Origin of the sequence: Pseudomonas sp. GM80, from assembly GCF_000282515.1 — a bacterium.
Lineage (GTDB): Bacteria > Pseudomonadota > Gammaproteobacteria > Pseudomonadales > Pseudomonadaceae > Aquipseudomonas.
This window is the reverse complement of record NZ_AKJD01000017.1, coordinates 15506-34006: the sequence shown is the minus strand read 5'-3', so window position 1 is coordinate 34006 and position 18501 is coordinate 15506. Positions and strand designations below refer to the sequence as shown.

The 18501-nt window shown below is 61.2% G+C and carries 18 protein-coding genes and 1 pseudogene; 3 read left to right on the top strand and 16 right to left on the bottom strand.

The window, feature by feature from the left end:
- The 12 genes and pseudogenes from PMI37_RS02240 to PMI37_RS02185 form a co-directional block, all read right to left on the bottom strand.
- A pseudogene (locus tag PMI37_RS02240) lies at positions 1–650 on the bottom strand (hypothetical protein); the annotation flags it as partial.
- The gene (locus PMI37_RS02235; protein ID WP_008077614.1) at positions 634–1236 is read right to left on the bottom strand and encodes an outer membrane lipoprotein carrier protein LolA; all 603 of its coding nucleotides are present in this window, start codon (positions 1234–1236) and stop codon (positions 634–636) included. The gene PMI37_RS02235 and the pseudogene PMI37_RS02240, both read right to left, overlap by 17 nt.
- Positions 1233–1658: an acyl-CoA thioesterase gene (locus PMI37_RS02230; RefSeq protein ID WP_008077613.1), complete on the bottom strand. Its 426-nt coding sequence runs from the start codon at positions 1656–1658 to the stop codon at positions 1233–1235. Before PMI37_RS02230 ends, PMI37_RS02235 begins: the two co-directional genes overlap by 4 nt.
- Complete coding sequence (locus PMI37_RS02225) at positions 1651–3195, bottom strand: HAL/PAL/TAL family ammonia-lyase (RefSeq protein WP_008077612.1); 1545 nt, start codon at positions 3193–3195, stop codon at positions 1651–1653. The genes PMI37_RS02230 and PMI37_RS02225 overlap by 8 nt, the downstream gene beginning before the upstream one ends.
- Positions 3176–4123, bottom strand: coding sequence for an LpxL/LpxP family acyltransferase (locus PMI37_RS02220; RefSeq protein WP_008077610.1), 948 nt, complete (start codon positions 4121–4123; stop codon positions 3176–3178). The genes PMI37_RS02225 and PMI37_RS02220 overlap by 20 nt, the downstream gene beginning before the upstream one ends.
- Positions 4120–4854, bottom strand: a complete 735-nt coding sequence (locus tag PMI37_RS02215) for a glycosyltransferase family 2 protein (protein ID WP_008077609.1) — start codon at positions 4852–4854, stop codon at positions 4120–4122. Before PMI37_RS02215 ends, PMI37_RS02220 begins: the two co-directional genes overlap by 4 nt.
- Positions 4855–4931: 77 nt before the next feature.
- A complete protein-coding gene (locus PMI37_RS02210; RefSeq protein WP_008077607.1) occupies positions 4932–6611 on the bottom strand; it encodes an acyl-CoA synthetase family protein in 1680 nt (559 codons plus the stop codon).
- Entirely contained in the window at positions 6608–7153 is a 546-nt protein-coding gene (locus PMI37_RS02205; protein WP_008077603.1) for a hypothetical protein, read from the bottom strand. Before PMI37_RS02205 ends, PMI37_RS02210 begins: the two co-directional genes overlap by 4 nt.
- The gene (locus tag PMI37_RS02200; protein WP_007909503.1) at positions 7150–7404 is read right to left on the bottom strand and encodes an acyl carrier protein; all 255 of its coding nucleotides are present in this window, start codon (positions 7402–7404) and stop codon (positions 7150–7152) included. The genes PMI37_RS02205 and PMI37_RS02200 overlap by 4 nt, the downstream gene beginning before the upstream one ends.
- A gap of 9 nt (positions 7405–7413) precedes the next feature.
- The gene (locus PMI37_RS02195) at positions 7414–7674 is read right to left on the bottom strand and encodes a phosphopantetheine-binding protein (protein ID WP_008077600.1); all 261 of its coding nucleotides are present in this window, start codon (positions 7672–7674) and stop codon (positions 7414–7416) included.
- The gene (locus PMI37_RS02190) at positions 7655–8464 is read right to left on the bottom strand and encodes a lysophospholipid acyltransferase family protein (protein ID WP_008077599.1); all 810 of its coding nucleotides are present in this window, start codon (positions 8462–8464) and stop codon (positions 7655–7657) included. The genes PMI37_RS02195 and PMI37_RS02190 overlap by 20 nt, the downstream gene beginning before the upstream one ends.
- A complete protein-coding gene (locus PMI37_RS02185; protein WP_008077597.1) occupies positions 8440–9165 on the bottom strand; it encodes a beta-ketoacyl synthase chain length factor in 726 nt (241 codons plus the stop codon). Before PMI37_RS02185 ends, PMI37_RS02190 begins: the two co-directional genes overlap by 25 nt.
- A gap of 356 nt (positions 9166–9521) precedes the next feature.
- On the opposite strand from PMI37_RS02185, the gene PMI37_RS02180 reads away from it, so the two are divergent.
- Positions 9522–10292, top strand: a complete 771-nt coding sequence (locus PMI37_RS02180) for a ParA family protein (RefSeq protein ID WP_008077595.1) — start codon at positions 9522–9524, stop codon at positions 10290–10292.
- A gap of 129 nt (positions 10293–10421) precedes the next feature.
- Here PMI37_RS02180 and trxC read toward each other — a convergent pair whose 3' ends face one another.
- On the bottom strand, positions 10422–10856 hold the full coding sequence (gene trxC / locus PMI37_RS02175) for a thioredoxin TrxC (RefSeq protein ID WP_008077593.1): 435 nt from the start codon (positions 10854–10856) through the stop codon (positions 10422–10424).
- A gap of 236 nt (positions 10857–11092) precedes the next feature.
- Between trxC and PMI37_RS02170 the strand changes: the two genes are divergently transcribed.
- On the top strand, positions 11093–11362 hold the full coding sequence (locus tag PMI37_RS02170) for an AbrB/MazE/SpoVT family DNA-binding domain-containing protein (RefSeq protein WP_008077592.1): 270 nt from the start codon (positions 11093–11095) through the stop codon (positions 11360–11362).
- On the top strand, positions 11362–11724 hold the full coding sequence (locus PMI37_RS02165; protein ID WP_008077591.1) for a type II toxin-antitoxin system PemK/MazF family toxin: 363 nt from the start codon (positions 11362–11364) through the stop codon (positions 11722–11724). Before PMI37_RS02170 ends, PMI37_RS02165 begins: the two co-directional genes overlap by 1 nt.
- 5 nt (positions 11725–11729) lie before the next feature.
- Here PMI37_RS02165 and selO read toward each other — a convergent pair whose 3' ends face one another.
- Genes selO through PMI37_RS02150 form a run of 3 tightly spaced genes read right to left on the bottom strand, consistent with a single transcriptional unit; the run spans position 11730 to position 18372 of the window.
- Positions 11730–13193: a protein adenylyltransferase SelO gene (gene selO / locus PMI37_RS02160; protein WP_008077590.1), complete on the bottom strand. Its 1464-nt coding sequence runs from the start codon at positions 13191–13193 to the stop codon at positions 11730–11732.
- Between the two features lie 48 nt (positions 13194–13241).
- Positions 13242–16595, bottom strand: a complete 3354-nt coding sequence (mscK, locus tag PMI37_RS02155; RefSeq protein ID WP_008077589.1) for a mechanosensitive channel MscK — start codon at positions 16593–16595, stop codon at positions 13242–13244.
- A 34-nt stretch (positions 16596–16629) separates the two neighbouring features.
- Complete coding sequence (locus tag PMI37_RS02150) at positions 16630–18372, bottom strand: potassium/proton antiporter (RefSeq protein ID WP_008077588.1); 1743 nt, start codon at positions 18370–18372, stop codon at positions 16630–16632.
- Positions 18373–18501 lie beyond the last annotated feature (129 nt).

The window sequence follows — 18501 nt, the reverse complement described above, 5'->3', positions numbered from 1 at the left end:
CCCGCCACTTGCAACGGCAGGTTCATGTCGAAGGCATTGCCGGTGGTGCGTGCTCGCAGCAAAACCCAGCTCTTGCCATCGGCGTCGGCGATCAACGCGCCGCTGCCGATGTCCAGTTGCACCGCGCCGTGTTTCGGCTGGCTGTTCTGGATACGCCCGGTGAGGCCCAGCCAATCGTCCTGACTCGGCACCAGGCTGAAGCCGTTGAACGGGTCGAACAACGCTTGTACGCGCTGCTGAATAAAGACGTCGGGGTGTTCGACCAGCAATTGCCGATCATCCGCCGAGAGCATCGCCAATCGCCCTTGCAGCAATTGCGTGCGCAGTGCGGGGAGATCCGCTTGCAGGTTCCACTGGACTTTTTCGAACAGGCCGCTGGCTTGCCATTGCTCGCCCAGCGTCTGCGCCATGGCCACTGCTTGCTGGCGATCGGCATGGCCGACCAGCACCAGCATTTCGCGGTTGAGCGGCTCCTGCATGCGCTGTTCGGCGCGCAGTTCAAGGGCGTCAGGATTGGTGCCGGGTACCAGCTCCATCAGGTTCGCCGACAGCGGCGCACCGTCGCGCCACTGCCAGCCGGCCAGCGCCACAACTGCCAGCAGCAGGATCAGAAACAGCCAGGGCAGCCTGCGTTCACTCGGCAAAGTCATGTTGCTCCGTGTCGCTCAATGGTTGGCCAGCGGTGCTGTCCTGCATGCGCAGCACGGTGCTGTCGCCCTGGGTTTCCAGCAGTTCGATGGTTTGCACCAGTGCGCCGCCGTCGATGTTGATCTGCTTGAACACTTGCTTGAGCAGCAGCGAGCGCGGGGTCAGCGTGAGTTTCCACTGTTGGGCGTCGCCGCTCAGGGCCAGTTCGAAGTCGCGTTGCAGGCCGCTGCTGTCGCCTTGCAGCACGGCAAGGAACAAGCGGTTCTGCTCCGCCCCGGCGCTCTTGTTCGGCAACATTTGCCAGCCGTTGTCGTCGCGGCGGGCGATGCCGTTGGCGCTGATGCGGTAATCCTGCTGCAGCGGAGTTTTCAGCAGCCAGAGCAGGCCGTGATTTTTTGCGAGGACGAAGCTGCCCTTGCTGATCAACGGTTGCGGCAGGGCGCGCAGGTGTTTTTCCTGGATGAACTGGCCGTGGATTACGTCCGGTTTCGCCAGTTGCTCGCTGAGTTGTTGCAGGTCAAAGGCGTTGGCCAGCGCTGACATCGTCAGCAGCGCCAATACGCTCAAACTTTTAACAAAAACATTCATTGCAGCATCCTTTCCACGGCATCGGTGAAAACTTTCGGCGAAGCCAGCTGCATTTCGCGGCTGCTCACGTCGACTGCGACCTGCACAGAGCTGGCACGGGTCAGGCGCTCACCCGTTTCCAGGTCGGTGATCAGGTAATTGATCTTCAGACGGTTTTCCCACTCGACCAGATTGGCGCGCACATTCAGCCGTTGACCGAACACCGCGCCGCGCACATAGCGCAGTTGCAGGTCGATGACCGGCCAGGCGAACCCGGACTCGACCATGTGCGTGTAGTTGTGGCCGATCTTGTCCAGCAGCGCACAGCGCGCGACTTCGAGGTATTTGACGTAATGGCCGTGCCAGACCACGTGCATGGTGTCGACGTCAAAAAACGGCACGAGGATTTCGGTGTCGGCGTGAAGTACTCCAGCGCTACGCATGCAGCCTCCAGTGTTGCGCGGCGATGCGTTGCAGGCACAGGCGCAGTTCGCCTTCCAGTGCGCGGTCTTCGATGACCGGCGGGAAGTCTTTTCCGAGTTCTTCGTGCATCGCTGCCAGCGATGGTGGCAGCGGACGGGCGTCTTCAGCCTGCGCACGCAGCCATACGCCCTGATTGGCGGCGAGCAGGGTCGCGGCGGCGACCTGTTCGGTCAGTTCCAGCACGCGGATCGCATCGCGGGCGGCGATGGTGCCCATGCTCACCTTGTCCTGGTTGTGGCACTCGGTGGAGCGCGAGAACACGCTGGCCGGCATGGTGTTTTTCAGCGCTTCGGCGGTCCAGGCGCTGGTGCCGATCTGCACGGCTTTGAAGCCGTGGTTGATCATTGCGCGATCCGCTGGCGCGCCGGACAAGTTACTCGGCAGACCGTGGTTGTAGCGCTCGTCGACCAGCAGCGCGAGCTGGCGATCCAACAGGTCGGCGACGTTGGCCACGAGGTTTTTCAGGCTGTCCATGGCGAACGCAATGTGCCCACCGTAGAAGTGCCCGCCGTGCAATACGCGCTCGGCTTCGGCGTCGATGATCGGGTTGTCGTTGGCGCTGTTCAGTTCGATTTCGATGAACGAACGTAGCCAGTTCAAACTGTCGGCCAACACACCGAGTACGTGCGGAGCGCAGCGCAGCGAGTAACGATCCTGCAGGCGATGCAGCGGCGCGGTCGGCGCGTCGATCGCCAGATCCTTGCGCAGCCACGCGGCGACCTGCATTTGCCCCGGATGCGGTTTGGCGGCGAACAGACGCTCGTCGAAGTGCTCCGGATTGCCTTGCAACGCGACGACATTGAGCGCGGTGATGCGCGTGGCCAGTTGCAGCAGGTAATCGGCGCGGGCGAACGCCAGACAAGCGAGGCCAGTCATCACGGCGGTGCCGTTCATCAGTGCCAGCGCTTCTTTCGGACGCAGCACCAGCGGCGTCCAACCGAGTTCGCGATGCACCTCGGCGGCCTGACGGCGTTCGCCGCGGAACATTACTTCACGCTCGCCCGAGAGGGTGGCGGCGACGTAGGACAGCGGCGTCAGATCGCCGCTGGCGCCGACCGAACCTTCTTCAGGAATCAGCGGCAGAATGTCGTATTCGAGGAATGCGTGCAGACGCTCGAGCAATTCCACGCGCACCCCGGACACGCCGTGGCACAACGACTGCAAACGCGCCGCCAACACCGCGCGGGTGGCTTGTGCGTCGAGCAGTTTGCCGAGGCCGCAACCGTGGAACGTGTAGAGATGACGCGGCAACGCTTCGACGTGATGCAGCGGCACGGCGACCACGCAGGAATCGCCGTAACCGGTGGTCACGCCGTAGATCACGCCTTCCTTGTCCAGCAGCGAATCGAGGAACCGCGCGCCTTTGGCGATGCGCTCGCGATAGTCGGCGTCACTCTGCAACTGCACGGGTGCCTGACGGTTGGCTAGGGCCAGCACGTCTTCGATGCGCAATGGGCGTTCGCCGAAGGTTACCGGCTCATGGGTTGGCGTCGTCATCGGTCTTCCAGAAAGGGTAAAAGTTGAACCATTGTTGCGGCGCTTCGAGGCAATAGTGACTCAGGCGCTGCGCATAGCGGGTGGCCCACTGATGAATGACCTGCTCGCGCTCGCTGCGCTTCCACACGATGGTGTCGGCAAAGGGTTCGAGGGTCAGGCGATAGTGGCCGTCCGGCTGTTTCAGGCACATCAACAGATTGACCGGGCATTTCAGCAGACCGGCCAGCAACCACGGACCTTGCGGGAATGGCGCCGGGTGGCCGAGAAAGTCCACGGTGACACTGCGCCCGCCGTGCAGCGGCACGCGATCGCCGGCAATCGCCAGCCACTCGCCGCGCTCCAGCCGTTCGTGCAGTTGCAGCATGATCACCGGGTCGAGCTCACTGACCTGAATCAGGCGCAGGTTGGTCGCTCCGGCTTCGCCGAGCAGGCGGTTGAATTGTTCAGCGTGCTTGGTGTGCACCAGCACATTCATCGTGACCTTTTCGCCGATCTCCGCCAGCGCGCGGCAGACTTCGAGGTTGCCCAGGTGCGCGCCGACCAGCAGTTGCCCGCGACTGCCACGCAACTGATTGCGCAGCAGTGCCGGGTCGACGATTTCGATCTGTTCGATGCGCAGCTTGCCGTTCCACACGTCGAGCTTGTCGAGCATCGAATCGGCGAAGGCCATGAACTGGGCGAACACCCGCCAATGGCTCGGGCGCAACGCTTCGCGCTGGCTCCATGCGGCCAGCCGTTGCTGGTACTGCCAGGCGCTGCGGCGCGCCGTGCGGCCGAACAGGAAAAAGTACAGAACGATGCCGTACAGCAACGGGCTGAGCAGGCGGCGGCCGAGGACTTTGGCGGCGAACGCGGTGAATTTCATCAGCAGAAAGCTGCCGCGCTCTTCGCGGTCGGCCCAGTGCTTCTTGTCGGTTTCGCCGGTCATGCTCGCCACCGTCGCCAGAGGATCACCGGAAAGCGCAACAACATGCCGAAGAACAAACGCGTGTGCATGCTCGAAATCAGCGCGTTGTCGTGGAACAGCCGGAAGTGCGACACGCCGTCCAGCGGGTAATGCACGCTGGTCTGCAGCCAGCGCATCGGCTGATTGCGCCACGCCAGTCGCACGAGAATGTCCGAGTCGAAATCCATGCGCTTGCCGACTTTCGCGGTGTCGATCAGCGCGAGTGTCGGCGCCAACGGGTACACGCGAAAGCCGCACATCGAGTCGCGGATCTGCAGCGACAGCGTGTTGATCCACACCATCACGTGGGTCAGATAGCGCGCGTACAAACGGCCTTTCGGCACGCTCTCGTCGAACAACGGATAGCCGCAGATCATCGCGTCGGGGTGAGCTCGGGATTCTTCGACGAAACGGGCGACGTCGTGCAGGTCGTGTTGACCGTCGGCGTCGACCTGCAACGCATGGCTGAACCCCAACAACGAGGCCTCACGCAGCCCGGTCATCACCGCGCCGCCCTTGCCCTGGTTGGCAGCAAGACGCACCAGATGCACATTGTCGCGTTCGGCCAGAGCATCGAGCACGCGGGCACAGGATGGCGTGCTCGCATCGTCGACCAGAATGCACGGCAGACCTTGCGCGAGCAGAGCATCGACCACCGTACCGATCGCGGTTTCGTGGTTATAAACCGGAATCACCGCGCAAGGGTTATGCATAACAGTTCTCCTGTGGAAAACCGCGATCCCTGTAACAGTGAGCCTGCTCGCGATTGAGTGCGCAGCACTCACCAAGGTCAATCATGCTCTACATCCAAAAGAATCCGCCCGCTGGAGCATGTCGCCGTGTCATTGCGATAAGCGAAATACAACTTGCTGCGCTCCGGATCAAAGCGCAGATGCAGCTGGATTTCATCCCCTGGCCGCACCAGTTGCTGGAATTTCAGCACTTCCATCCCGGCAAACACGCCACCCAGATTCAGCAATCGCCGCCCGAGATTGAGCGCCCATTCCACCTGCACCACGCCTGGCAGCACCGGGGCCTTGGGGAAGTGGCCGCTAAAGTAGGCCAGATCCGGGGGCACACTCAGTTGCAGGCTCCACTCGCCTTCGCTTTCGATTTGCTCGAGGACTTGCGGCGCTTTCGGGCGCGGGGCCAGCAGCAACGTCTCGACCTCGGCCTGCGGCAGTTTGCCTTGGCTGTTCAGCGGCAATTGCCGCACCAGACGCCAGCGTCGTGGCAGGGCCAGCGCTTCACAGTGTTGGCTCAAATGCTTGCGCAGGCCTTCAGTCAGGCTGCGCCGGCCGTGTTCACGCAAGGCAAACAGGCCTGATTCGCTGAGAACCAGCAGTGCACCCAGCGATGCACGATTTTCCTGCACCACGCCCAGCCGCGCTTCGGCGACCCAGGCGTGGGCGACCAGGGCTTGTTCCAGCATCGGCAGGGAGATGCGTTTTTCTTCCAGTTTGACGATCCGGTCCAGACGTCCAAGCAGCTCGAAACGACCGTCGGCGGCGATGCGCGCGGCATCGGCGGTGTGTTCGATGTGGCCGGCAGGTAGATAAGGCGACGCAATCAGCAGTGCACCGTCGGCGTCTTGACTGAGTTCAACACCGGCGAACGGCTGCCACAGTTGTTCGCCCTGACGCCAGGCGATACCGCCGGTTTCCGAACTGCCGAGAATCTCCGTCGGCCATTGTTGCAAGCGTTGCTGCAGGCTCTGCGCGGCTTCTGCCGGCAGCGCGCCGCCGGAGGAAAACACCCGGCGCACGGGGCTCAGCGCGGGCCAGTCGAGGTTGTCGCCCATGCGCTTGAGCAGCGCCGGGCTGGCGACCCAGGCGAAGGCCGGATGCTCGCGGCTGGCGCGCTGCATGTCTTCGGGGAATGCCAGTTGCTTGCGCACGAACGGCCGTCCGGCGCACAGCGGCCACAACACACGAAACAGCAGTCCGTAGATGTGCTGGGTGGCAACGCTGCCGATGATGCAGGCTTCACCGAGATCCGCGCCCCAGAGTTGTTCCAGCGCCTCGACCTCATTGGCCAACTGGCGCAGGGTCTTGTCGATGCGCTTGGGTTCACCGCTGGAGCCGGAGGTGCACAGGCTCAGCTGACATTGATCGAGATCCAATTGCGCAGCGGGCAATGCTGGCTGCTGGAAGTCGCTCAGTTGTGCGTCTTCGGCTTGATCAGTCAGCCAGAAATCGACTTCACTCGACCAGCGCTGGCGGGTCTGCGGTTGCAAATCAGACGGCAATAACACGCTAACGCCTGCGCGCCACGCGCCCAACAGGGCAATGGCCAGATCAGCGGCGTCTTCCAGGTGTACGGCCAAACGCTTCACGCCCTGCGCTTGCAGGCCGGCGGCAACGCTCAGCGCCTGAGCGTGCAGTTGCGCGTGATCGAGTGCCGGCGCAGCGCAGATCGCCCGCGCCGGCAGAGCCTTGAGCAACAGCTGCTCAAGTTTTATCCAGTTCATGTACGGCCTCTTACCCGTTGTCGTATCAGCCATTCAATGGCAAACATCAGGCCGATCAATCCATAGGAGATCAGGCCGGTGTACAACATCCACCAATTCAGCGGCGCCCACAGGGTCAGGAGGGCGGCGCACAAACCGTTGCAGAAGAAAAACACGCTCCAGGCCACCGTGACCTTGCGCGTATAGCGAATCGCGATGTCCGGCAGCTCCGGCTCGCGCAGGCGCGCCAGGCGCTCGACCATCGGCGGGCCGTATTTCAGGCTCAGGCTGAACAGCGCCAGCATGAAGCCGCTGATCAATACCGGGTACCAGCGCAGCAACAGCGGACTGTCGAACAGCGCCAACAACACGCAGAAGACGATCGCCACACAGGCCATCCACAAGCTGCCGGGTTTGCGCTCGCTGGTCAGCGCTCGCGCCAGCCACAGGCCGCCCAGCAGCAAGCCGAACTGCCACGGGGCAAAGTGCTCCATGCCGAAATACACCGCGAAGGGGTAAAGCAGACCGGCCAGCAGCAGGCCGAGGCCGATCAATCGACTCATGCGGCGGGTTGAACCAGACGGTAGACCGCCTCGACCACGTCACCGACGGTGCGCACTGATTTGAATTCTTCGGCGGCGATTTTCTTGCCGGTCTGGCGTTTGATGTGGTCGATCAGATCGACCGCGTCGATGCTGTCGATTTCCAGATCCTGATACAGGTTGGACTCCAGACTCACACGGGCCGGATCCAGTTCGAACAGCTCGACCAGGGCATCGCGCAGGGTGTTGAAAATGTCGTCACGAGTTTGCATGGTCCGGTCTCAAGCTGCCTGTTTGGCCGTGACGAACGCCGCAAGGCTGGCCACGTTGGTGAAATGGTTGCGGGTGTCTTTGGCGTCGGCGTCGATCTTGATGCCGTACTTTTTCTGGATCGCCAGACCCAGTTCCAGCGCGTCGACGGAATCCAGGCCCAGGCCTTCGCCGAACAGCGTCTGGTCGTCGCCGATGTCGTCGGCGCTGATGTCTTCAAGGCCGAGGGCGTCGATGATCAGCAGTTTGATTTCACGGTGTAGTTCGCTCATCTTCGGCGAGCTCCTTGATGAAGTAGGTATGCAAATAGTCATTGAGCTTGCGCGATGCCTGCGGTGCAGGCCCCTGCGCAGCGAAAGTCTGTGGGTCTATATCGGCACCGACACGAAAACTGAAGTGCACGCGGCGATGAGGGATCCGATACCAGGGTTCGGCTTTGGTCAGGGTGGTCGGGCTGACCTTGATGATCACCGGCGTGAGGATTTTCGCACCGCGCAAGGCAATCGCCGCGGCGCCCCGATGAAAGGCCGGTGCCTGTCCCGGCTGAGTACGCGTGCCCTCGGGAAAAATGATCAGGGTCTGGCCGTTTTGCAGGGACTCGGCGGCAGCGTCGAGCATGTCCATGCTGCCGTCGTTACTGATGTATTCGGTGCTGCGCAGCGGGCCGCGGGTGAAGGGGTTTTCCCACAGGCTTTTCTTCACCACGCAATTGGCCTGGCGCACCAGGCCGATGAGAAACACCACGTCGATCAGCGACGGGTGGTTGGCAATGATCATCTGTCCCGGACGGCCAAGGCGTTCGGCGCCTTGAATGTCGTAAGTCAGCACGCCTGTTCGGGCCATGAACCGGACAAAAAACCAGAACAGCCGACTGACCATCTGCCGCGCGCGCCGGCGGTGAGCCAAGGCATCGCCGGGCAGGCAGCCGAGGATCGGGAACACCACGAGGCGCAGGCACAGCCCGCCGAGCCCGAACAGGGCGAAGCTTGCGGCGGTGGCCAGCAACCGCCAGTAATAGGCGTCGCGGTTTTTCTCGGTCACGGGCTGCGTTGCCAGGTCCATAGACGATTTTTCCAGGCATGTTGGCAAAGGGTTTGCTGGCCGAGCAGGGTTCGCAGCAGATTGAGTGCGTGGGGCCAGTGCGTTTTGGACAGTGCTTCAGTAGTGCTGTTCAGGGTCAGCCGCCAGTCGGTACCGGGGGTGAGCAACAGACCGAGCGCGTAGGGAAACGGCACGTCATCGATCCACTGCGAATAGGCCTCGGGCGGTTGTTCTTCGGTGATCACCAGCAGCACCGCCGGCGCGCCTTCATTGAGCAGCGCCGCCGCTTCGAGCATGCCGTGTTCAAGGCCGTCGCCCGCTGCCGCGAGGGCGGTCATTTCGCTGGTTTCGCCGCGCATGATCGACCACAGGCCAATGATCGCGTTATGCACCGACAGGCTGAACTGGGTTGGAGACAGTGGCTGATGGGTCGCCAGATCGCTGAGGATCTCGTAGGTGCGCGGGGTTTCACCGTGACGGGAGACGAATACCAGCGGCAGGTTGTCCCGTCCGTCGGCTAGCGGCCAGCCCACGCTGAAAGCCATGCGTGCCAGGCGACTGAGACGGCGGCGTTGCATGGCCGGCAAAAACGACACATCGGGCGCGGCATCACTGCGCTGGAGCACCACCGGCTGTCGGCTCCAGGCCTGCCAGGCGTCCACGCTGTCGAGCCCGGGAGCCCACGCGCGCCATTGGGCGATGTTGAAGTTGATCACGGACATTCATCCCGCCCCTGCGGGCATTTGTTGACGCGTTGAGTCGCCGGAGCCGCAGCAGGCTTGACGTGGCGCTGGGCGCCGGGTGGCGCGCATTATCCCGGTGCGAGGAGTGTGTAGCAAATGCTGGTTACATTTTGCCCAACGAAATGTACCGATTGGTTCGCGAAAAAACTGTCACTTGGCCATTATCCAGATTGTCAGCGGCCTGTCTGTCGGCCATCTCGGCGATCAAAGGCAGTTTTTACGCCGTCAGTCTGTGGATATTTGCACCTGACCCTGTAGTCCATGTCCGTGAAGGTAGCGAAGCGAGGTCGCGCGCATCTACACTCGGTCATTCTTTGATACACGGAGGTTTTGTCATGCGGCGCGTGGTGTTCAATCAGAAAGGTGGTGTAGGCAAATCCAGCATTGCCTGCAATCTGGCGGCGGTCAGCGCGAGCGAGGGGTATCGCACGCTGTTGGTGGATCTCGATGCCCAGGCCAACTCCACTCAGTATCTGACCGGGCTCACCGGCGACGACATCCCGATGGGCATTGCCGACTTCTTCAAGCAGACGCTGTCCTCGGGGCCGTTCTCGAAGAAGAACCAGGCGGATATCTACGAAACCCCGTTCGACAACCTCCATATCATCACCGCCACCGCCGAACTGGCCGACTTGCAGCCCAAGCTTGAGGCCAAGCACAAGATCAACAAGCTGCGTAAGTTGCTCGATGAGTTGGCCGAAGATTACGACCGGATTTACCTGGATACGCCGCCGGCGCTGAATTTTTACGCGGTATCAGCGCTGATTGCTGCTGATCGAGTGCTGATTCCCTTCGATTGCGACAGCTTTTCGCGTCAGGCGCTATACGGTTTGATGGCTGAAATCGAGGAACTGAAAGATGACCACAACGAAGGCCTGGAAGTCGAAGGCATCGTGGTCAACCAGTTCCAGGCCCGCGCCAGCCTGCCGCAACAGATTCTCGACGAGCTGATTGCCGAAGGATTGCCGGTGCTGCCGGTGTACCTGACCAGTTCGGTGCGCATGCGCGAGTCGCACCAAGCCAGCACGCCGCTGATCCACCTCGATCCGCGCCACAAGCTGACCCAGCAATTCGTCGAATTGCACAACCTGCTCGAAGACCATTGATTCCCTGAGCAACGCAGATCCCCTGTAGGAGTGAGCCTGCTCGCGATAGCGGTGTGTCAGTCACATAGATGTTGGCTGGACGAACGCCATCGCGAGCAGGCTCACTCCTACAATTGGATTTGTGGTGGGTCAGATGCCCTGGCTACGCAGCCACGCCATCAATTGCGGCAGCGGGAATGCACCACTCTGCCGCGCCACCTCGCGGCCGTTCTTGAACAGAATCAGACTCGGAATCGAGCGAATCCCCAACTGCGCCGACAACTGCTGATTCGCCTCGCTGTCGAGCTTGGCCAACCGACACTTGCCCGCCAACTGTGCCGCTGCCTGCTCGAACACCGGCGCAAACGACTTGCACGGCCCGCACCAATCCGCCCAGACATCTACCAACAAGGGCAGATCGCCCTTGATCTGACTGGCGTAATCGCCTTGCTTGAGTTCGAAAGGCTTGCTCAGCAGGACTGCGGATTTGCAGCGTCCGCACTTGGGTTGATCGGCGAGACGCTCGGCGGGAATGCGGTTGAGGCCGTTGCAGGAGGGGCAGGGGATGAGGAGTGGGGTGGTCATGATTGGTTCTCTGATAGGCAGTCTATAGAACTGATTTGGAGTCGATCTGCCAACTTATCAATGTCGCAACTGCTCACATTTTTCTCAAAACCGTTCCGGGATCGATGGCTAGTCTGAAGACCAATTCGGCGTTTTACGCTTGTCGTGAGGAGATCGCTTTGTCTTTATCTGCGTGCTACTTTTGTTGCACTAATCCAGGAATCGATGATTCCCATGCATCAAATCGGAGCGCCATAATGTCCGTAACTTCCAAGATACGCCGCCAAGGCGGCGCTGCCGTCATTACGATTCCGCCCACGCTTTTAAAGTTGTTGCATCTGGAGGTTGGCGCACAGCTAGAGCTGAATGTGGTCGATGGCGAACTGATTGCTCGTCCAGCCGTAGCCGCTACGCGTAAGCGTTATAGTTTGTCCGAGCTACTCGAAGGCGCGGAAGAATTGCAGAAACTTAACGCCCAGACTAGCGAGACTCTTGAAGGTGATTCTGTCGGCCGGGAGCTGGGTTGATGGTGCGCCGACAGCCCCCTCAGCGGGGTGACGTTTACTGGATTGATCCAAACCCGGTGGCGGGGCGGGAGATGATGAACAGACATCGCTTTGTGGTGATTACGCCCAGAGATATCAACGCATTGGGCGTGAGCATGACGGTGCCTGTTACTAGCGGTGGGAATTTCAGCCGGAATATGGGTTTGGCGGTGGCCATTACTGGCCACGAAACCAATGGTGTAGCGGTGTGTAATCAGGTTCGCAGTTTTGACATAGAACAGCGGGTGCGAGACGGCACGGCCAAATTCATCGAGCGACTGGATGACGTGACAATGTCTGACATCGTCGACCGTGTAATCAGCGCAATCGACCCGCTAAGCTGAAGCGCCTACGAAGAACAACTGATCTCCAAATGCTTGCCCCACTCCGGCGGCCGCTCCGCATAACCCTCCATCCCCGGCTGCTCCTCAAACGGTTTACTCAGCACCGCATGCAGTCGGCGTACCTCGGCGTAATCCCCTTGTTCCGCTGCATCGATAGCCTTTTGCGCCAGGTAATTGCGCAGGATGTACAGCGGATTCACCGCGTGCATCCGCGCTCGGCGCTGCTCTTGATCGGCGTCGCCATCGCGGGCAACCCGGGCGATGTAGCGCTCGCCCCAAGCATCAAAACCCTTGATGTCGACGAAATCGTCGCGCAAACGGACTACGGCTTGTTCGGCTGACTCTTCGCCAAGTCGGCGGAAAAACAGCGTGTAATCGACGCCGCTGTTCTGCATCAGTTGCAGCAAGTCTTCCAGCAGCTTCTGGTCATCGTCTTCAGCCGTGATGAAACCAAAGCGTCGGCGCATCAGGTCCAGGTAGTGCGCCTGAAACAGCGGCAGATACAAACCCAGCGTCTCGCGCAGGGCTTCGACACTGATAAACGGCGTCAATGCCTGCGCCAGCGCGCTGAGGTTCCATTGGCCGACCGGCACCTGATTGCTGAACGAATAACGGCCCTGATCATCGGAATGGTTGCAGATGAAGTTGGCGTCGAAATCATCGAGGAAGGCGAACGGGCCGAAGTCGAAGGTGATGCCGAGGATCGACATGTTGTCGGTGTTCATCACGCCGTGGCAGAAGCCGTAGGCCTGCCACTTGGCGATCAGTTCGGCGTTGCGCTCAACGATCTCGCGGAACATCGCCAGATACGGTTCCGGCTGCTCAAGGCATTCAGGGAAATGCATGGCCAGCACGTGCTCGCCGAGTTCTTTCTGTTGTTCGGGGCGCTTGGTGTAGTAGAAATATTCGAAGTGGCCGAAGCGGATGTGGCTCGGCGCCAGACGCAGCACCATCGCCGCGCGTTCCTGCTTTTCGCGCCAGACCGGGGTGTCGGAGCCGATCACGCAGGCTGCCCGCGAGGACGGAATGTTCAGCGCGTACAAGGCTTCGGAAGCGAGGAACTCGCGGATCGATGAGCGCAGCACCGCACGACCGTCGCCCATGCGCGAAAACGGTGTCTGCCCGGCGCCCTTGAGGTGCAAGTCCCAGTGCTCGCCGGCTGCGTTGTAGACCTCGCCCAGCAGCAAACCGCGACCATCACCCAATTGCGGCGTGTAGCCGCCGAATTGATGCCCGGAATAGACCATCGCGCGCGGCTCGGCATCGGCCCACAGTTTGTGGCCGCCAAACAGTTCGGCAAATTCCTGTGTTTCAGCGGTCGCCGGATCGAGATCCAGCAAGGCCAGGGCTGCCGGGCTGGCGACGACCAGGCGCGGATTGTCGATCGGCTCGGGCAGCACGTGGGCGGAGAACGCGTCGCCGAGGCGGGCGAAGCGATTGTCGAAGGTCAGTTCGTCGAGGGCTTTCAAGGGCCGGCTCCAGCAGAATGTCCGAGCATTCTGCTGGGAATAGACCGGTTAGTCGAGTTTGCCCGACGGCGGCTCTTGCAGCGGTTTTTGCTCGTCGGGCACCGCCACGATGGTTTTCGTGTCCGCCTCGATCGGCACCAACTTGTATTCCTGGCCGTGCAGGTTCTTCAGGTAAACCTCCATCTGGCGGAACGAGATGTTGATGTGCTGCTTCTTGAACTCGCGATTGATGAAGCGGTTGACCTCATCGAGCACCGGGTTACGGTCGCCAAGGTCGCGCACGTGCATGCGCAGTTCGTGGTCGAGGGTGCTTTCGCCGAAGTTGAGGAAGTACACGTGCGGCTCGGGTTCTTTGAGCACGCGCGGGTTCTCGCGGGCAGCCTTGAGCAGCAGTTCCTTGACCAGATCGAGATCGGAGCCGTAGTCGACGCCGAGTTTCAGCGTGACGCGAGTGATGGTGTCGGTCAGCGACCAGTTGATCAGTTGCCCGGTAATGAACGTCTTGTTCGGGACAATGATGTCCTTGCGGTCGAAGTCGGTGATGGTCGTGGCGCGGATGCGGATCTTGCTCACCGTGCCCGAGAGGTTGCCGATGGTGATGGTGTCACCGATCCGTACCGGGCGTTCGAAGAGGATCATGATGCCGGAGATGAAGTTGGCGAAGATCTCCTGCATACCGAAACCGAGGCCGACCGACAGTGCCGCCACCAGCCATTGCAACTTGTCCCAGCTGACGCCAAGCGTCGACAGGGTCGAGACGAAACCGACACCGGCGATCACATACGACAGCAGCGTCGTGGTCGCGTAGGCACTGCCCTGCGCCAGATTCAGCTTCGACAACACGAACACTTCAAGCAGACCCGGCAAGTTGCGCGCGAGGGCGAAGGTAATACCGATGATGATCAGCGCGCCGAGCATGTCGCCGATGCTGATCGGCACCATGCTCATGTTAGCGCCGGTGCCGCTGGTGTATTCGTAGAGCGTGATGTTGTCGAGGTACGAGAACACCGAAATCAGGTCCGACCAGACCCAGTACAGCGCGGCGATGAAACCGCCGAGCAGGGCCAGACGAATCAGGCGCAGGGACTGTTCGTTGACCTTTTCGATGTCCAGGGTCGGCTCTTCGATCACCGCTTCGCCGTCGCCGGCTTCTTTCGCCGCCTGACGTTTGGCCAGGGCGCGCTGATAGGCCAGGCGACGCGCGGCGACACTCAGGCCTCGGACGAAAGTCGCTTCGATCACCAGCCAGAACATCAGCAGGTACAGGGTGTTGATCAAGCGGTCACTGAGTTTCAGCGCGGTGTAGTAGTAGCCGAAGCACACCGCCACAAACAGGGCGATCGGCAGCAAGGTGAACATCACGCCTACCACTTTACGGAACAGCGAGGCGTTTTCGTGGGCCGGGCTGCTGATCAGCAGACGACTGAGCAGCCATGCCATCAGGGCGTAGCAAATCAGCACCACCGGCATTCCCAGCACGTCGTCGGCCAATGCCGCCGGTTGCAATTCGGCCACGGCGACCACCGCCACCAAGGCCAGAACCACGAGGCCCAGACGACGGACCCAGCCCTGGAGGAATTCGACCTGGGGTTTTTCCCAGCGAAAGTGCAGTTCCGCCACGCCGCCCGGCGCCAGGATCCGGTAAGCGGTGTAGAACACCAGCCACGCCTGACCCATTTGCAGGAGTGCCGCGCCCATGTTGGCGTTTTGTCCCCGGGCGTCGATCTGCAGGGCCAGACCACACAGCGCCAGCCCCAAGGCCACTGGCATCGCCAGCAGAATATTGATCAGGATCGCCTGCGGCGTGTGCCATTGGCTGTCACGTTTGAAGTGACCGATGTCCTGGTGAACCTTGTTGAGTTTCCCGTAGAGACTTTTGCGACGCCACAGCAGCGCGCCGATCAGCAATGCCAGGGGCAGGAACAATAGCGGGCGCTGGGTCAGGCCGTCGGTCAGCTCACTCAGGCTGGATGCCCACGGCAGTGTGTCGACCTGCCGCTTCAGACGCTCCGGCACACCGCGCATCCACTCCACGTCCAGCGGTTTGTTGCTGGGGATCCAGAACATCTGCTCATCGAGGGTCGCGCGCAGGCTTTGCGCGGTGCTCAGCAGTTGTTTCTGATTGAGTTGCAGGGTGATCGATTCGTTGAGCACCGCGCTCAGTTCGCGGTTCAGGCGCTCCAGCAAGTCGGCGCGGGTATTGGCCAGATCGAGCAGGCTCTTACGCAGTTGCGGGGTGATCTGTTCCGGCGGCTGGGTCGCCAGCAGGTTGTCGACGTAAGTCGCCGGGTTGCTGAGCAATTCGCGTTGCTGGCTGACTTCGAATTGATACAGACGAATGTCGGCGATCTGGTCTGCCAGGTCGCGGTCGACCTTGAGACGCGGCAGGGCTTGTTTCTGTTTATAGAGGATCTTCGACAGCAGCAGGCTGCCCTTGAGCACGTTGATTTGCTCGTCGAGGGCCGAATCGCTCTGGGTCAAGGTATCGAGTTGCTGCTTGGTCTGCAGATTCTGCTGGGTGACTTCGTTGAGGCGGTCGGTGCTTTTCAGCAGGTAGTCGGAGAGCTTGAGGTTGGCCGTGCTTTCGCTGGCGAGCAGGCTGCTGCCGCCGGCCTTCTGCGCTTCGATCGATTGCTGGGTCACGGTTTCCTGCGATTGCGCCAGACGCTTCTGGTTGATCAGGGTCTGCAGTTCCTGAATCTCGCGGTCGAGGCGGTCGGACTTCTCCGAGAGCAAGTCATGCTGAGCATTGCCCAGATCCTGCAACTGGCTGTTGCCGGCCAGTTCCTGACGGCGCAGCGGGATCAGCGCATTCAGCGCGGCAAGCTCGGCGTTCAACTGGTCGCGCTGCTCGGCGCTGACGGTCTTGCCCGCGTCCTTGCCGGACTTGAGGATGTTGTTGATCTGCTGAATGCGCGTCTGGCTGGCGGAAATTTCCGCCTGCGCACGCTCCGGGCGGGTCTGCGCGGTGATGATCAGGCTGTTGGCGTCGGCCAGGGCTTTTTGCAGGTCACTTTGCTGGGTCGAGCGATCGGTGAGGATCTGCTCCAGTTGCGGAATCGATTCGCGCGGGAAACGCTGCGCCACCGGCACCACGGCGGTGGCCTTGAGACGCGTCAGTTCGCGGGCGTTTTCGATGGTCTGCTTGGGCGCCGTCGCCAGTTGCTGTTTGAGATCGATCAGCTTCTGTTCGTAATCACGCTGGTTGTTCAGCTGATTGAGGGTGTTCTGCAGGACGGATTGCAGGGTCTTTTTGTCGGCATCCGGCAGTTTGCTGTCGGCAAGCTTGTCGAGGCTGGCCTGTACGGCTTCGCTGGACGGCGGTTCGGCGGCGTACAGCGGGCCGACAGTAAGACTCAGGCCCAGCAGGGCCGCGGCGAAAAAGGAGCGCAGGGTAGGCATAGAGACCGGTCAAGCAAGTGAGAGTGGACGCAGTTTAGAGGAAGAGTCCGGGGCCCGGGCGACTTCCTTCGGGGAATCTGACGCCCACTTTGCCAATCTTGTTCCCGTCCATGACCGCGACCGTCCAGTGGGTGTTGTTCCACTCCACCTGGTCACCGACGATCGGTGCACCACCGACTTTATGGGCGATGAAGGTGCCCAGGGTCATGTCCGGATCAATGCCTTCAGCCGGCAACCCGTAAAGCGCTGCAACCGCTTTAAGCTGGGCGTCTCCTTCGAGCACGAAGTCGCCGAAGAAACGCAGATCGAGACCGCGTTGCGGCGCTTGGCTGAAGAGTTTTCCGAGCGCCGGCAAGTTGTGTTCATGGCCGATAACACACAGCAAATCATCGACTTCCAGCACCGTACTACCCGACGGATGGAGCAATTGCTGGCCACGAAACAGGGCCGCGATGCGTGTGCCTTCGGGCATTTTCAGCTCGCGCAGGGGCGAACCGATGCACCATTTCTCCGCGCCGAGCTTATAAACGAACAACTCCCACTCGCTGGTGACGTGAACCTCCAGCGCCGCCCGGGAAATCGGCGCCGGCTCCGGCGGTACCGTCACTTTCAACAGCTTGGCGACCCACGGCAGGCTCGTGCCCTGCACCAGCAGCGACACCAGCACAATGAAGAACGCGAGGTTGAAGTACAGCTGCGCATTCGGCAGCCCGGCCATCAGCGGGAACACCGCCAGAATGATCGGCACTGCGCCACGCAGGCCGACCCAGGAAATAAAGGCTTTCTCGCGACCGTGGAAGGCCTTGAACGGCAGCAGGCCGACCATCACCGACAGCGGCCGCGCAAACAGAATCATCCACAGCGCCAGACCGAGGGCGGGCAGGGCGATCGGCAACAAATCATGTGGCGTCACCAGCAGCCCCAGTACAAGAAACATGCCGATCTGCGCCAGCCACGCCATGCCGTCGAGCATGTGCAAAATACCGTGACGGCTGCGCACCGGGCGGTTGCCGATGACCAGCCCGCACAGATACACCGCAAGGAAGCCGCTGCCGTGCAAGGCGTTGGTCAGGGCGAACACCACCAGACCGCCGGCAATGACCAGGATCGGATACAGCCCCGCCGCGAGGTTGATGCGGTTGACCAGTTGCAACATCAGCCAGCCGCCACCGAGGCCGATCACACCGCCGATGCCGAACTCGCGGATCAGGTGCGTCAGCAGGCTCCAGTGCAGGCCGGTCTGGCCGCTGGCGAGCATGTCGATCAGGGTCACGGTGAGAAACACCGCCATCGGGTCGTTGCTGCCGGATTCGATTTCCAGGCTGGCCGTAACCCGTTCGTTCAGGCCTTTGCCGCCGAGCAGTGAGAACACCGCGGCGGCGTCCGTGGAGCCGACGATGGCGCCGATCAGCAGGCCTTGAATCAGGTTCAAGTCGAACAGCCATGCGGCCGCCATGCCGGTCAGCCCGGTGGTGATCAACACCCCGACCGTGGCCAGCGATAGCGCCGGCCATAACGCCACGCGGAAACTCGACACCCGCGTGCGCAAGCCGCCGTCGAGGAGGATCACCGCCAGTGCGAGGTTGCCGACCAGATAGGCCGTCGGGTAGTTGTCGAAAATGATCCCGCCGCCATCGACCCCGGCGGTCATGCCGACCGCAAGAATAATGACCAGAATCGGAATGCCGAGACGGGAGGAGAGAGAACTGACGAGAATGCTTGCACCTACCAGCAACGCGCCGATCAAGAACAGGCTGTTGATGGTCGTCGCATTCAAAGGCACTACTCCAGAGACATAAAGACGGGCGCAAACTGACCATGCAGTCTGCGTGCCAGCGATTCTAACCTGTTGAAATGTGATGCTGTCAAAAAGCTTTTTGCGTTGGCATCACATTGAACGTTTGCC

Coding starts and splice junctions, on each gene's coding strand:
- PMI37_RS02185 (WP_008077597.1), bottom strand. CDS start 9,165: ATGTCCGTGATCAACTTCAACATCGCCCAATGGCGCGCGTGGGCTCCC.
- PMI37_RS02215 (WP_008077609.1), bottom strand. CDS start 4,854: ATGCATAACCCTTGCGCGGTGATTCCGGTTTATAACCACGAAACCGCG.
- PMI37_RS02225 (WP_008077612.1), bottom strand. CDS start 3,195: ATGACGACGCCAACCCATGAGCCGGTAACCTTCGGCGAACGCCCATTG.
- PMI37_RS02200 (WP_007909503.1), bottom strand. CDS start 7,404: ATGCAAACTCGTGACGACATTTTCAACACCCTGCGCGATGCCCTGGTC.
- PMI37_RS02235 (WP_008077614.1), bottom strand. CDS start 1,236: ATGAATGTTTTTGTTAAAAGTTTGAGCGTATTGGCGCTGCTGACGATG.
- PMI37_RS02230 (WP_008077613.1), bottom strand. CDS start 1,658: ATGCGTAGCGCTGGAGTACTTCACGCCGACACCGAAATCCTCGTGCCG.
- mscK (WP_008077589.1), bottom strand. CDS start 16,595: ATGCCTACCCTGCGCTCCTTTTTCGCCGCGGCCCTGCTGGGCCTGAGT.
- PMI37_RS02205 (WP_008077603.1), bottom strand. CDS start 7,153: ATGAGTCGATTGATCGGCCTCGGCCTGCTGCTGGCCGGTCTGCTTTAC.
- PMI37_RS02220 (WP_008077610.1), bottom strand. CDS start 4,123: ATGACCGGCGAAACCGACAAGAAGCACTGGGCCGACCGCGAAGAGCGC.
- PMI37_RS02165 (WP_008077591.1), top strand. CDS start 11,362: ATGGTGCGCCGACAGCCCCCTCAGCGGGGTGACGTTTACTGGATTGAT.
- PMI37_RS02170 (WP_008077592.1), top strand. CDS start 11,093: ATGTCCGTAACTTCCAAGATACGCCGCCAAGGCGGCGCTGCCGTCATT.
- PMI37_RS02180 (WP_008077595.1), top strand. CDS start 9,522: ATGCGGCGCGTGGTGTTCAATCAGAAAGGTGGTGTAGGCAAATCCAGC.
- trxC (WP_008077593.1), bottom strand. CDS start 10,856: ATGACCACCCCACTCCTCATCCCCTGCCCCTCCTGCAACGGCCTCAAC.
- PMI37_RS02210 (WP_008077607.1), bottom strand. CDS start 6,611: ATGAACTGGATAAAACTTGAGCAGCTGTTGCTCAAGGCTCTGCCGGCG.
- PMI37_RS02190 (WP_008077599.1), bottom strand. CDS start 8,464: ATGGACCTGGCAACGCAGCCCGTGACCGAGAAAAACCGCGACGCCTAT.
- PMI37_RS02195 (WP_008077600.1), bottom strand. CDS start 7,674: ATGAGCGAACTACACCGTGAAATCAAACTGCTGATCATCGACGCCCTC.